Origin of the sequence: Pseudomonas sp. NPDC077186 (genome assembly GCF_044543505.1) — a bacterium.
Taxonomy (GTDB): domain Bacteria; phylum Pseudomonadota; class Gammaproteobacteria; order Pseudomonadales; family Pseudomonadaceae; genus Aquipseudomonas.
The window spans coordinates 870,333-883,321 of sequence record NZ_JBITWE010000001.1; the positions used below are offsets into that span (position 1 = coordinate 870,333).

Consider the following 12,989-nt stretch of genomic DNA (forward strand, 5'->3'; position numbering starts at 1 on the left):
TTCCGCGCCGCTCCGCCGCGCGCCAACGACCCCGCGACCATGTCCAAGAAATCCCGCTCCAGACTCTGGTTTCTCGTCCATAGCTGGCTGGCCCTGCCGGTCTGGTTCTTCCTGCTAATCATCTGCGTCACCGGCACCCTGGCCACGGTCAGCCAGGAGATCGTCTGGCTGGCCAACCCGGACGTGCGCGCCAGCAAGCCGTCGGACGACGCCGAGCGGCTCAGCTACGGCCAGGTGCTGGCGGCGATCCAGCGCGCCGAGCCGGAGTTGGTGGTGCAGAGCATCGACCGTCCGGACGAGGATCACTTCGCCCTCACCGCCCGGGTGAGCTATCCGGATGGCAGCTCGCCGACGATCTACGTCAACCCCTACACCGGGGCGATCCAGGGCATCAGCCCGCAGTTCGACTTCCGCCAGTTCACCCGCGCCCTGCACGGCTGGTGGCTGGTGCCCTTCACCAACGGTTTCAGCTGGGGCTGGTACCTGGTGTCGCTGACCGGTATTCCGATGCTGCTGTCGCTGATCACCGGGCTGGTGGTGTACAAGCGCTTCTGGCGCGGCTTCCTGCGTCCGCGCCTGCGTTTCAACCAGGGCGCGCGGATCTTCTGGGGCGATTTCCATCGCCTGTCCGGCATCTGGTCGATCTGGTTCATCGCGGTGATTTCCATCACCGGCATCTGGTTCCTGATCCGCGCCCTGCTGTTCGACTTCCATATTTCCATCTCCACCGAGGGCGTGCCGCCGGTGGTGAGCCGCGAGGAAGTGCCGCTGGCGGCCAGCGCCCGGGAGGTGCCGCGCATCGACCTGGACCGGGCGGTGAGCATCGCCCAGGGCGCGGTGCCCAGCCTGGAGGCCAGCTCCATCGACCTGCCGATCTATGCCTACGGCCATATCACCGTTTCGGGGCGCGGCTGGTATCCGCTGATGTTCCAGTCGGTGACGGTCAATCCCTACAACGGCGAGATCGACGCCACGCGCCTGCTCGACGACCGCTCCGCGCTGGAGTTCGTCACCGAGTCCATGCGCCCGCTGCACGTCGGCGACTTCGGCGGCCTTTGGGTCAAGCTGATCTGGTGCTTCTTCGGCCTGCTGCTGAGCATGATGGTGCTCAGCGGCCTGTTGATCTGGAGCAAACGCACCGTGCAGGCCACCGCCGCGGTGGTCAGACGCGCCCCGCGCCCGCCCCAGGCGGCGCCCATCGCCATCGCCGAAGTCTCGGAGGGTCGTCCATGAGCAAGGCCGCAACCGCCGCCCCGGCGCCTTCTGCCCTGAGCCGCTGGTGGCACAGGTGGCGCTTCCACCTGAATGCGCTGCTGATCCTGATTCCGCTGGGCTTCATGCCCAAGTATTTCCACGACGTGGCGCTGTTTCGCGGCGACAGCGGCCTCGGCGAGCGCGAAATCGGCGAAGTCCAGGTCGGCCCCTGGAGCCTGCGCCTGGCCGAGTTCCGCAACCTGCCGCCGCAACTGGAAGGCCCGGCCGGCTATATGAAGGCGTTCAACGCCGCGCTGTGCCAGGGCTGCGGCGAGCAGGTCAAGGCCACCTACCTGCGCATCGGCAAGCCGCGCAGCCTGCGTGCCGCCGGCGGGCTGTTCTTCGGCAGCCCCTACCGCATGGGCGCGAGCATTCCCGTACCGCCGCGCACCAAGCCCGACGCCGCGCTGTGGATCACCGCCGAAGGCTGGGACGGCACGGTGCACCAGGCATCCATTCCCCTGGCCGAGGCGTCGCCGGCGACCCTCGCCTGGCTCAAGCAACAAGGAGGCAAACCATGACCCCCATCCTGCGTATCGGCCTGTGCGTCCTCGGCGTCGGGCTCGCGCCCCTGGCCCTGGCGCACAACCCGATCTGCCAGTGCGAAGCCGGCGATGGCGAGGAAATCGTCTGCACCGGCGGTTTCTCCGACGGCAGCGGCGCCCCGGGCGTGACCCTCGACGTGATCAGCTACGAGGAAGAGGTGCTGGTGCCCGGCAAGCTCGGCGAGGATTCCCGGCTCAGCTTCAAGCGCCCGGACGGCGAGTTCTACGTGCTGTTCGACGCCGGCCCCGGCCACGTGGTGGAGATCGACCACACGGAAATCGCCGCGCCATGACCACCCAGGTGGTACGCCCGGCCGGCGCCGGGCATGAAAGCCTGCAGGTGCTGCTGCTCAGCCTGGCGATCCTCGCCCTCGCCGCGCTGGTCATCGTCTGGCGCAGCGAGCCGACGCCGCAGCAGGAGGTCGCCGGTCACCAGCTCGACGCCCGTCGCGACCTCAATGCCGCCGAGCAGGGCATCCATACCGATCTCAGCGTGGCGCTCGACGAGATTCGCCTGCTACAGGAAGAACAACAGTCGCTGCCCAGCCCCGAGATGCTGGCGCAAGAGACCTTGCCACCCTTTGCCGACGACAGCAGCGCGCGTACACGCGGCGCCCATCACTGGCAGCTGCTGCAATTGGGTGACCAGGCCGTGTACCTGGGCCTGAGTGGCGATGTCGGTGTGGCCGGCTCCTTCCTGCTGTTCCCAGCTCACGAGGGCCTGGATATCTGGCTCAACCGCAATGCGGATGCCACAGCGCCGACTGACCTGCAGACGACTGCTCTGGCCGATGCCGGCTGGAAGCAGGTGGCCGTTCAATACGACGCCGGGGTTACCCGCGAGCACCGTCACTGATTCTGGAAGACACCTTCATGCCCAATCGCTCCGTATTTTCCCGCCGCCTGCTCGGCGCCGTTTCGCTGTTGCTGAGCGCCTTGCTGCTGCCGGGCCTGGCCAGTGCCGATGAAGCCAAGCGCCTGCGCATCGGCATCACCCTGCACCCCTACTACAGCTACGTCAGCAACATAGTCGGCGACCGCGCCGAGGTGGTGCCGCTGATTCCCGCCGGCTTCAACCCGCACGCCTACGAACCGCGCGCCGAGGACATCAAGCGCATCGGCGGCCTCGACGTGGTGGTGCTCAACGGCGTCGGCCACGACGACTTCGCCGACCGCATGATCGCCGTCAGCGAGAAGCCGCAGGTGCCGGTGATCGAGGCCAACGCCCGCGTGCCGCTGCTGGCCGCCACCGGCCAGGCCGCGCGCGGCGCCGGCAAGGTGGTCAACCCGCACACCTTCCTCTCCATCAGCGCCTCGATCGCGCAGATCAACAACATCGCCCGCGAGCTGGGCAAGCTCGACCCGGACAACGCCAGGTTCTACAGCCACAACGCCCGCGCCTACGGCAAGCGCCTGCGCGGCCTGCGCGCGACGGCGCTGAGCCAGCTCAGCGCCACCTCGAGCAACGAGCTGCGCGTGGCCACCATCCACGGCGCCTACGACTACCTGCTGCGCGAGTTCGGCCTGGAGGTCACCGCGGTGGTCGAGCCGGCCCACGGCATCGAACCGAGCCCCAGCCAGTTGAAGAAGACCATCGACCAGCTCAAGGAACTGGACGTGCAAGTGATCTTCTCCGAGCTGGACTTCCCCTCCAGCTATGTCGACACCATCCAGCGCGAGTCCGGCGTGAAGATCTACCCGCTGACCCATATTTCCTACGGCGAGTACACCGCCAGGAAATACGAAGAGGAAATGGCGCGCAACCTCGACACCGTGGTACGCGCCATTCAGGACGAAGGCGCATGACCGCCCTCGAAACCGCGCCGCCGCGCCTGCAGGGCCCCGGCGTCGAATTCGCCGGTGTCGATCTCAACCTCGGCCGCACGCGGATTCTCGACAAGGTCAGCTTTCAGGTGCGCGCCGGTAGCGTGCACGCCCTGGTCGGCCCCAACGGCGGCGGCAAGAGCTCGCTGATCAAGACCCTGCTCGGGCAGATGCCGCACCAGGGCGAGCTGCGCCTGCACTGGCCGGCCAGCCCCGGCACCATCGGCTACGTGCCGCAGGCGCTGGAGTTCGACCGCGGCCTGCCGATGACGGTGGACGATTTCATGGCTGCCATGTGCCAGCGCCGCCCGGCCTTCCTCGGCCTGTCGCGACGCCACGCCCCGGCCATCGAACAGGCGCTGGCGCGGGTTGGCATGCTCGACAAGCGCAAGCGGCGCATGGGCGCGCTGTCCGGCGGCGAGCGCCAGCGCGTGCTGCTGGCCCAGGGCCTGGTGCCCGAGGCGCAACTGCTGGTGCTCGACGAACCGATGTCGGCACTGGACGAGCCGGGCGTGCAGGTGTTCGAGCAACTGCTGCGCGACTGGCGCCAGGCCGGCACCACGGTGCTGTGGATCGAGCACGACCTGCAGGCCGTCGGCCGCCTCGCCGACCGCGTCACCGGGCTCAACCGCCGCGTGCTGTTCGACGATGCGCCGCAGCAGGTGCTGACCCCCGAACGGCTGCTCGAACTGTTCTCCAGCCATCCGCGCCAGCCAGAGGCCTCGTCATGAGTTTCGAAGACATCCGCCTGGCGATCCAGGCCTGGGCCAGCGCCGGCTATCTGCCCGAGGCCCTGGCCTACGGCTTCGTGGTCAACGCCCTGCTCGCCGGCCTGCTGATCGGCCCGGTGCTCGGCGGCCTCGGCACCCTGGTGGTGGTCAAGCGCTTCGCCTTCTTCTCCGAGGCGGTCGGCCATGCCGCGCTGACCGGCGTGGCCATCGGCATCCTGCTCGGCGAGCCCTACACCGGCCCCTACGGCAGCCTGTTCGGCTACTGCCTGCTGTTCGGCATCCTGCTCAACTACCTGCGCAACCGCACCGGCCTGGCGCCGGACACCCTGATCGGCGTATTCCTCTCGGTGTCGCTGGCGGTCGGCGCCAGCCTGCTGCTGGTGCTCGCCGGCAAGATCAACATCCATATCCTGGAGAACGTGCTGTTCGGCTCGGTGCTGACGGTCAACGCCCAGGATCTGGCGGTGCTGGCGCTGGTCTCGCTGCTGGTGCTGGGCCTGGCGCTGCCGCTGTACAACCGCATCATGCTGGCCAGCTTCAACCCGCAGCTGGCCAGCGTGCGCGGCGTCGCGGTGAAGCCGCTGGACTACCTGTTCGTGATGCTGGTGTCGCTGGTCACCGTGGCCGCGGTCAAGGTCATCGGCGCCATCCTGGTCGGCGCCCTGCTGGTGATCCCGGCGGCCGCCGCGCGGCTGCTCAGCCAGTCGCTGAAGGGCTTTTTCTGGCTGTCGGTGCTGATCGCCACCTGCAGTACCCTGGCCGGCATCTTCCTGCCGATCGCCCTGGAGCTGCCGGTCCCCTCCGGCGCCGCGATCATCATGGTCGCCGGCCTCGCCTTCGCCCTCGCCGCCATCGCCCGCGGCATCCTGCCTAGTCTGAAAGGGAACCTGGGATGAACCTGCAACGCCTGAGCCTCGCCCTCGCCGCCTGCGCCCTGCTCGCCGGCCCGCTGCACGCCGGAACGCAGCCCGTGCGCATTCTCGCCAGCCTGCCGATCACCTACGATCTCGGCGCCAGCCTGCTCGACGGCAGCGCCGTGCAGCTGCAACGCGCCGCCCCGGCCAACCTGCCGGCCAGCCGCCAACCCTCGTACTTCGCCGGCCGCGGCGCGGGCGCGCTGGACAAGGCCGCGCGCGACGCCGACGCGGTGATCGGCCTGCGCTCGCTGTGGCCGGACGACCCGCTCTACCCGCTGGCGCGGCGCAGCAATATCCGCATCGTCGAAGTCGACGGCGCGCGCCCGGTGGACGGCGCCCTGCCCGGCATCGCCCTGCGCAGCGACGGCGGCGACGCCCTGGCCAGCCAACCCTGGCTCAATATCAACAACCTCGGGCGCATGGCCGATGTGATCGCCGCCGACCTGGGCCGCCTGGCGCCGGAGGCCAAGCCGCAGATCGAGGCCAACCTGGCGACGCTCAAGCAGCGCCTACTCCAGCTCAGCGCCGCCAGCGAAAGCCGCCTGGCCGAGCTGGACAACCTCGGCGTGGCCAGCCTGTCGGATCACTTCGATTACCTGATCGGCGGCCTCAACCTCGACCGCATCGAGCTGAGCGTGGCGCAAGACGGCCAATGGACGACCGAGACCCTGGCGCAACTGAGCGCCGAGCTGCGCGGCAACGAGGTCGCCGCCGTGCTCGCCCCACGCCAGCCCTCGGCGGAGCTGGCCAAGGCGATCAGCGACGGCGGCAGCCGCCTGGTGCTGATCGAAGACAACCAGGACGCGCCCATTGCCGGGCTGGAAACGGCCATAGGCCAGGTGCTGGACGCCCTGTCGCCCTGAACGCGGGTAGCCCGGATTGCATCCGGGCCACGAGAGCGAGCCGCCGCCTGACCGGCGCCCCATTGCGGGGCGCCATGGCCCGTTACAGCTCGGTGGCGTCCTCGACGCTATCCACCGCATCCTGCTCCAGGGCGCTCAGTTCCAGCAGTTCTTCCTGATAATCGTCCATCGCTCGCTCCTCCCGCCTGACCCGTTCAACGATAAACAAGAAACATGCCCATCAGGCTAGAACGGCGGGATGAAGACAAGATGACGAAAAGCCGCGGGCAGGAAAAATTGCCGGGCGCCATGGCTGGCGGAAAGAAAGCCCTGCCCCACAGGTAGCGTGGGAGGGGCTTTAGGGAAATTCTGAAAAGCCACTTATCGTCACTCCCGCGCAGGCGGGAGCCCAGGGATTACGCAGGCTCTGGATTATTCCCCTTCGGGCCAGCGCAAGCGCTGTTCAGCGATAAAGCCGCTGTCCCGCCTGCGCGGGAATGACGGCTATTTCAGAGCTTCCTTAGCCGCGACGACAGCCGCGCAAAGCTCGCCGCTTGAGCGCCGCCACCGAGAAGCGGCGCCCAGACGATGGGCAACAAAAAACCCGCTGATCTTGCGATCAGCGGGTTTTCCTATATGGCGCAGCGGACGGGACTCGAACCCGCGACCCCCGGCGTGACAGGCCGGTATTCTAACCGACTGAACTACCGCTGCGTGTCGGTTGGACTTTCGTCCAGAAAACTCTTGAAACTCTGTTGCATCTAATGGCGCCCTTGCGGACTTTGCCATCTCAAACCGATGAAACATCGATCTGGGAAATAATGGCGCAGCGGACGGGACTCGAACCCGCGACCCCCGGCGTGACAGGCCGGTATTCTAACCGACTGAACTACCGCTGCGCGTCGGTGGACTTTCGTCCTTCTCTCTATGGCTATGGTGGGTGATGACGGGATCGAACCGCCGACCCTCTGCTTGTAAGGCAGATGCTCTCCCGGCTGAGCTAATCACCCATGTGCCTTAGCGAGGCGCGCACTTTATGCAGGCGACGACGCTAAGTCAACACCCTGCTTGAATTTTTTCTGAAAAAGGCGGTTTTTCAGCGCCGCCCCGAAGCGCTGCCGCCTCAATCCATTTCCCCACACAGCTCGGCGGCGCGCAGCAGCGCGGCGGTCAGGCCGTGGCGCTCCCAGTCGGCCAGGGCGGCGAAGCGCCGGTTGAACTCCGGCGGCAGCAGCGACGGCGCCTGCTGGATCAACTCGCGCCCGGCGTCGCTGATCAGCAGCCACTGGCGGCGGCGATCCTGGTCGTCGCGCTGACGCTGCAGCAGGCCGCGTTCCTCGAGACGGTCGAGCATGCCGGACAGGGTCGCCGCGGTCAGACTCACCCGCCCGCTGAGGGCGCTGGCGGTCAGGCGCGTCTCACTGGCCAGCACCTGCAGGATCAGCAGCTGCATGGGCGTCAGCCCGCCGAAACGGGCCAGGCGCTTGGCGTGCACCTCGCCCGCCTGCTGCAGCCGTCGCAAGGCCTGGAACAGGGGCATTTCGAAGGCCAGCACGGATGACAAATCTATTTCAGTAGGAACTTTTTTATCGCTCATATACACCTATATATCGCACCATAAGCTTTGACATAAAAGCATTTTTTTGTTTTGGTGTAAAAGGCTCGGCCACCACCGAGCCCCTCCCCAACGGCAATACCGGTAAGGAAAATATGTGCGGAATAGCTGGAGAACTACGTTTTGATCGCCGCCCCGCGGACCTGGCGGCCGTCGAGCGCATCACCCATCACCTGGCCCCTCGCGGCCCCGACGCCCACGGCTTCCACAGCCAGGGCCCCATCGCCCTCGGCCACCGCCGCCTGAAGATCATGGACCTGGCCGAAGCCTCCGGCCAGCCGATGATCGACAGCGACCTGGGCCTGTCCATGGTGTTCAACGGCGCCATCTACAACTACCCCGAGTTGCGTGCCGAGCTGGAGACGCTGGGTTATCGCTTTTTCTCCGGCGGCGACACCGAGGTGCTGCTCAAGGGTTATCACGCCTGGGGCGAAAAACTGCTGCCCAAGCTCAACGGCATGTTCGCCTTCGCCGTGTGGGAGCGCGACAAGCAGAGTCTGTTCATCGCTCGCGACCGCCTGGGGGTCAAACCCCTGTACCTGTCGCGCACCGGCGAGCGCCTGCGCTTCGCCTCGTCGCTGCCCGCCCTGCTGCAGGGCGGCGATATCGCCAGGACGCTGGACGCCGTGGCGCTCAACCATTACCTGAACTTCCACGCCGTGGTGCCGGCGCCGCGCACCATCCTCGCCGGCGTGGAGAAGCTGCCGCCGGCCACCTGGATGCGTATCGACGCCGACGGCAACTGTCAGCAGCAGAGCTGGTGGCAGCTGGAGTTCGGCCCGCAGCGCGAGGAAATCCCCTTCACCCTGGAAGACTGGCGCGAGCGCGTGCTCGATGGCATGCGCGAGGCGGTGTCGATCCGCCAGCGCGCCGCAGTGGACGTCGGCGTGCTGCTGTCCGGCGGGGTCGATTCGAGCCTGCTGGTCGGCCTGCTGCGCGAGGCCGGGGTGGACAACCTGCTGACCTTCTCCATCGGCTTCCAGGATGCCGGCGGCGAGCGTGGCGACGAGTTCCAGTACTCGGACCTGATCGCCGAGCGCTTCGCCACCCGCCACCACCAGCTGCGCATCGACGAGCACGAGATCATCGAGCAGTTGCCGGCGGCCTTCCGCGCCATGAGCGAGCCGATGGTCAGCCACGACTGCATCGCCTTCTACCTGCTGTCGCGCGAGGTGGCCCAGCACTGCAAGGTGGTGCAGAGCGGCCAGGGCGCCGACGAGCTGTTCGCCGGCTACCACTGGTACCCGCAGGTGGATGGCGCCGACGACGCCTTCGCCGCCTACCGCGCGGCCTTCTTCGACCGCGATTACGACGAGTACGCCGCCTGCGTGCAGCCGCAGTGGCTGACCGGCGACCTGGCCGGCGAGTTCGTCCGCCAGCACTTCGCCGCCCCCGGCGCCGCCGCTCCGGTGGACAAGGCGCTGCGCCTGGACAGCACGGTGATGCTGGTCGACGACCCGGTCAAGCGGGTGGACAACATGACCATGGCCTGGGGCCTGGAAGCGCGCACGCCGTTCCTCGACTACCGCCTGGTGGAGCTGTCGGCACGCATCCCGGCCCGTTTCAAGCTGCCGGATGGTGGCAAGCACGTGCTCAAGGAAGCGGCGCGCCAGGTGATCCCCGGCGAGGTGATCGACCGGCCCAAGGGCTACTTCCCGGTGCCCGGCCTCAAGCACCTGGAAGGCGCCACCCTGGGCTGGGTGCGCGACCTGCTGCTCGACCCCAGCCAGGATCGCGGCCTGTTCAACCCGGCCATGCTCGACCAGCTGCTGACCGACCCGCAGGGCCAGCTGACGCCGCTGCGCGGCTCCAAGCTGTGGCAGCTGGCGGCGCTCAACCTGTGGCTGAGCGAGCAAGGCCTGTAACCGCGCAGGGTGGATGCCGTCGGATATGCACAGCGGCATCCGCCCTGCGCCCCGGCACAGCCGTAGCCCGGATGCCATCCGGGGATGTCACGACTCCATTCGCGCCCGGACCCTGTCCGGGCGTTGCAGACAGCAAAGGACCATTCCAATGCGCGCCACTGCCTACAACCAACGCCTGCTGCGCGGCCAGACGCCCTCCTACGAACGCCTGCAGGCGCGTCTGGCCGAAGACCACAACGCCCCGCCCAGCCAGCCACTGGCCGTGCACTGTGGCTGGGGCCGCCTGCTGATCGGCCACACCTACCCGGACGCCACGGCGCTGGCCGAAGCCCTGCTCGACGAACGCCCCGGCGAACGCGATATCGCCCTGTACGTCGCCGCCCCGCACCAGGTGCTGGCGCAGGCGCCGCAGCAGCTGTTCCTCGACCCCTCCGACACCCTGCGCCTGTGGTTCACCGACTACCGCCCGGCGCGCCGCGGCTTTCGCGGCTACCGCATTCGCCGCGCGCAGAACGAGGCCGACTGGCAGGCGATCAACTGCCTGTACCAGATGCGCGGCATGCTGCCGATCGATGCGGAGAAACTCACCCCCTACAACGAGGGCGGACCCACCTACTGGCTGGCCGAGGACGAGGACAGCGGCGCGGTGATAGGCAGCGTCATGGGCCTGAATCACCAGCGCGCCTTCCACGACCCGGAGAACGGCAGCAGCCTCTGGTGCCTGGCGGTGGACCCGCAGTGCAGCCGCCCCGGCGTCGGCGAGGTGCTGGTGCGCCACCTGATCGAGCACTTTATGAGCCGCGGGCTCAGTTATCTCGATCTTTCCGTCCTGCACGACAACCGCCAGGCCAAGCAGCTCTACGCCAAACTGGGCTTTCGCGAACTGCAGACCTTCAGCCTCAAGCGCAAGAACGGCATCAACCAGCCGCTGTTCCTCGGCCCCGGTCCGCAGGCCGAACTCAACCCCTATGCGCGCATCATCGTCGACGAGGCGCTGCGCCGCGGCATCGAGGTGCAGGTGGACGACGCCGAGGCCGGGCTGTTCACCCTCAGCCAGGGCGGCCGGCGCATCCGCTGCCGCGAATCGCTGACCGACCTGACCAGCGCGGTGAGCATGACCCTGTGCCAGGACAAACGCCTGACCCACCGCGCCCTGTCCCGCACAGGCCTCGCCGTGCCGGCGCAGCGCCTGGCCGGCAGCGCCGAGGACAACGCCGCCTTTCTCGCCGAACACGGCGCCCTGGTGGTCAAGCCGGTGGACGGCGAGCAGGGCCAGGGCGTGGCGGTCGACCTGCGCACGCCCGGCGAGGTGCAGGACGCCATCGAGCGGGCGCGGGTGTTCGACCAGCGCGTGCTGCTGGAAAGCTTCCACCCGGGTCTCGACCTGCGCGTGCTGGTGATCGGCTATGAGGTGGTGGCCGCCGCCATCCGCCGCCCGGCCGAGATCATCGGCGACGGCCGCCACAGCGTCGGCGCGCTGATCGACGCCCAGAGCCGCCGGCGCCAGGCCGCCACCGGCGGCGAAAGCCGCATTCCCAGGGACGCCGAGACCCTGCGCACCCTGCACGGCGCCGGCCTCGATTACGCCAGCGTGCTGCCGGCCGGTACCCGCCTGGCCGTGCGCAAGACCGCCAACCTGCACACCGGCGGCACCCTGGAGGACGTAACCGCGATCCTCCACCCGGCCCTGCGCGAGGCGGCGATCAAGGCCGCGCGCGCCCTGGAGATCCCGGTGGTCGGCCTCGACCTGCTGGTGCCGGCCGCCGACCAGCCGCAGCACGTGTTCATCGAGGCCAACGAACGCGCCGGCCTGGCCAACCACGAACCGCAGCCGACCGCCGAACGCTTCGTCGACCTGCTGTTCCCGTTGAGCCAGGTGATCAGCTGAGTGCTGATCGGTAGCCCGGATGCAATCCGGGAACCTCCGTCAACCGCCCCGGATTGCATCCGGGCTACGGGCTGAAGCCAGCCCGAGCTCCAGACCGTAGGGCGGACATGCCGAAGGCTTGTCCGCCATCTCCTAGCCGACGGTGGACAAGGCTACGCCATGGCCACCCTACGCCTGGGCACCCGGGCCGAACACGCCAGAGGAGTCTGCATGAAACAAGCACTACCCGAACCCGACCTCGACTACCTGCAGAAGGTGCTGCTGGAGATGCTCGCCATCCCCAGCCCCACCGGCTTCACCGACACCATAGTGCGCTACGTCGCCGAACGCCTGAACGACCTCGAGATTCCCTTCGAGCTGACCCGTCGCGGTACCATCCGCGCCACCCTCAAGGGCTGCCAGAGCGACTGCGAGCGCTGCGACCGCGCGGTGTCGGCGCACCTCGACACCATCGGCGCCATCGTCCGCGAGGTGCAGGACAACGGCCGCCTCGGCCTGGCCCCGGTGGGCTGTTGGTCGAGCCGCTTCGCCGAGGGCAGCCGGGTCAGCGTATTTACCGACCAGGGCGTGCTGCGCGGCAGCGTGCTGCCGCTGATGGCGTCCGGGCACGCCTTCAACACCGCGGTGGACAGCCTGCCGATCAGCTGGGACCACATCGAGCTGCGCCTCGACGCCTACGCCACCACCCGCGCCGACTGCGAGTCGCTGGGCATCTCGGTGGGCGATTTCGTCGCCTTCGACCCGCTGCCGGAATTCACCGAGAGCGGCCATATCAGCGCCCGCCACCTCGACGACAAGGCCGGCGTCGCCGCCCTGCTGGCTTCGCTGAAGACCATCAAGGAGCATGGCCTACAGCCGGAGATCGACTGTCACCCGCTGTTCACCATCACCGAGGAGGTCGGCTCCGGCGCCGCCGCCGCGCTACCCTGGGACGTCAGCGAGTTCGTCGGCATCGACATCGCCCCGGTGGCGCCCGGCCAGCAGTCCAGCGAACACGCGGTCAGCGTGGCCATGCAGGACTCCGGCGGCCCCTACGACTATCACCTGTCGCGCCAGCTGCTGCGCCTGGGCGCCGAGCAGGAAATCCCGGTGCGCCGCGACCTGTTCCGCTACTACCACAGCGACGCGCAGTCGGCGGTAACCGCCGGCCACGACATCCGCACCGCGCTGTTGGCCTTCGGCTGCGACGCCACCCACGGCTACGAGCGCACCCATATCGACAGCCTCAAGGCGCTCAGCCGCCTGCTCACCGCCTACCTGCTCAGCCCGCCGGTATTCGCCAGCGACGCGCAGCCGGCGCAGGGCTCGCTGGAGCGTTTCAGCCACCAGCTCGAACACGACGCGCAGATGGAAAGCGAGACGCGCGTCCCGCCGGTGGACAGCCTGCTCGGTCAGCACGACAAGGACGCTTGAAGGGGCCCGCGCATCCGGGCAAAGTGGCGCGAAAGAACCAGGGGGCCGCGAGCGCCCCCGCTGCAACCGCCAGGCATCCCTGGCGGTCACCCCTC

13 protein-coding genes and 3 tRNA genes are annotated in these 12,989 nt (G+C 68.2%); 11 read left to right on the forward strand and 5 right to left on the reverse strand.

The features are described 5' to 3' along the window. Window positions 1–39 precede the first annotated feature (39 nt). From ACIGKL_RS03965 to ACIGKL_RS04000, 8 genes are read left to right on the forward strand one after another with little or no spacing between them, the layout of a single operon-like run. Complete coding sequence (locus ACIGKL_RS03965; protein ID WP_397485397.1) at window positions 40–1,233, forward strand: PepSY-associated TM helix domain-containing protein; 1,194 nt, start codon at window positions 40–42, stop codon at window positions 1,231–1,233. After that, window positions 1,230–1,775: a thiamine pyrophosphate-binding protein gene (locus tag ACIGKL_RS03970; RefSeq protein ID WP_397485399.1), complete on the forward strand. Its 546-nt coding sequence runs from the start codon at window positions 1,230–1,232 to the stop codon at window positions 1,773–1,775. Before ACIGKL_RS03965 ends, ACIGKL_RS03970 begins: the two co-directional genes overlap by 4 nt. After that, complete coding sequence (locus tag ACIGKL_RS03975) at window positions 1,772–2,092, forward strand: hypothetical protein (RefSeq protein WP_397485400.1); 321 nt, start codon at window positions 1,772–1,774, stop codon at window positions 2,090–2,092. The genes ACIGKL_RS03970 and ACIGKL_RS03975 overlap by 4 nt, the downstream gene beginning before the upstream one ends. Continuing rightward, on the forward strand, window positions 2,089–2,655 hold the full coding sequence (locus ACIGKL_RS03980; protein ID WP_397485401.1) for a DUF6162 family protein: 567 nt from the start codon (window positions 2,089–2,091) through the stop codon (window positions 2,653–2,655). Before ACIGKL_RS03975 ends, ACIGKL_RS03980 begins: the two co-directional genes overlap by 4 nt. A 17-nt stretch (window positions 2,656–2,672) precedes the next feature. Further along, complete coding sequence (locus ACIGKL_RS03985; protein ID WP_397485402.1) at window positions 2,673–3,605, forward strand: metal ABC transporter solute-binding protein, Zn/Mn family; 933 nt, start codon at window positions 2,673–2,675, stop codon at window positions 3,603–3,605. Continuing rightward, window positions 3,602–4,354, forward strand: coding sequence for a metal ABC transporter ATP-binding protein (locus ACIGKL_RS03990; RefSeq protein WP_397485403.1), 753 nt, complete (start codon window positions 3,602–3,604; stop codon window positions 4,352–4,354). The genes ACIGKL_RS03985 and ACIGKL_RS03990 overlap by 4 nt, the downstream gene beginning before the upstream one ends. After that, a complete protein-coding gene (locus tag ACIGKL_RS03995; protein ID WP_021444947.1) occupies window positions 4,351–5,250 on the forward strand; it encodes a metal ABC transporter permease in 900 nt (299 codons plus the stop codon). Before ACIGKL_RS03990 ends, ACIGKL_RS03995 begins: the two co-directional genes overlap by 4 nt. After that, on the forward strand, window positions 5,247–6,134 hold the full coding sequence (locus tag ACIGKL_RS04000) for a metal ABC transporter solute-binding protein, Zn/Mn family (RefSeq protein WP_397485405.1): 888 nt from the start codon (window positions 5,247–5,249) through the stop codon (window positions 6,132–6,134). The genes ACIGKL_RS03995 and ACIGKL_RS04000 overlap by 4 nt, the downstream gene beginning before the upstream one ends. Window positions 6,135–6,216: 82 nt before the next feature. Here the strand turns inward: ACIGKL_RS04000 and ACIGKL_RS04005 are convergent, their stop codons facing one another. From ACIGKL_RS04005 to ACIGKL_RS04025, 5 genes are all read right to left on the reverse strand, one after another. Then, entirely contained in the window at window positions 6,217–6,342 is a 126-nt protein-coding gene (locus ACIGKL_RS04005; protein WP_397485406.1) for a hypothetical protein, read from the reverse strand. A 408-nt stretch (window positions 6,343–6,750) separates the two neighbouring features. Beyond that, window positions 6,751–6,827 (reverse strand) — tRNA-Asp (locus ACIGKL_RS04010). Between the two features lie 108 nt (window positions 6,828–6,935). Continuing rightward, a tRNA-Asp gene (locus ACIGKL_RS04015) sits at window positions 6,936–7,012 on the reverse strand. Window positions 7,013–7,047: 35 nt separating this feature from the next. Then, window positions 7,048–7,123: transfer RNA gene (locus ACIGKL_RS04020), tRNA-Val, on the reverse strand. Between the two features lie 113 nt (window positions 7,124–7,236). Next, complete coding sequence (locus ACIGKL_RS04025; RefSeq protein WP_397485408.1) at window positions 7,237–7,710, reverse strand: MarR family winged helix-turn-helix transcriptional regulator; 474 nt, start codon at window positions 7,708–7,710, stop codon at window positions 7,237–7,239. A 113-nt stretch (window positions 7,711–7,823) separates the two neighbouring features. Between ACIGKL_RS04025 and ACIGKL_RS04030 the strand changes: the two genes are divergently transcribed. From ACIGKL_RS04030 to ACIGKL_RS04040, 3 genes are all read left to right on the forward strand, one after another. Next, entirely contained in the window at window positions 7,824–9,593 is a 1,770-nt protein-coding gene (locus ACIGKL_RS04030) for an N-acetylglutaminylglutamine amidotransferase (protein ID WP_397485409.1), read from the forward strand. 148 nt (window positions 9,594–9,741) lie between these two features. Continuing rightward, entirely contained in the window at window positions 9,742–11,481 is a 1,740-nt protein-coding gene (gene ngg, locus ACIGKL_RS04035; RefSeq protein WP_397485410.1) for an N-acetylglutaminylglutamine synthetase, read from the forward strand. 210 nt (window positions 11,482–11,691) lie between these two features. Next, entirely contained in the window at window positions 11,692–12,894 is a 1,203-nt protein-coding gene (locus ACIGKL_RS04040; RefSeq protein ID WP_397485412.1) for an osmoprotectant NAGGN system M42 family peptidase, read from the forward strand. Window positions 12,895–12,989: the final 95 nt, after the last annotated feature.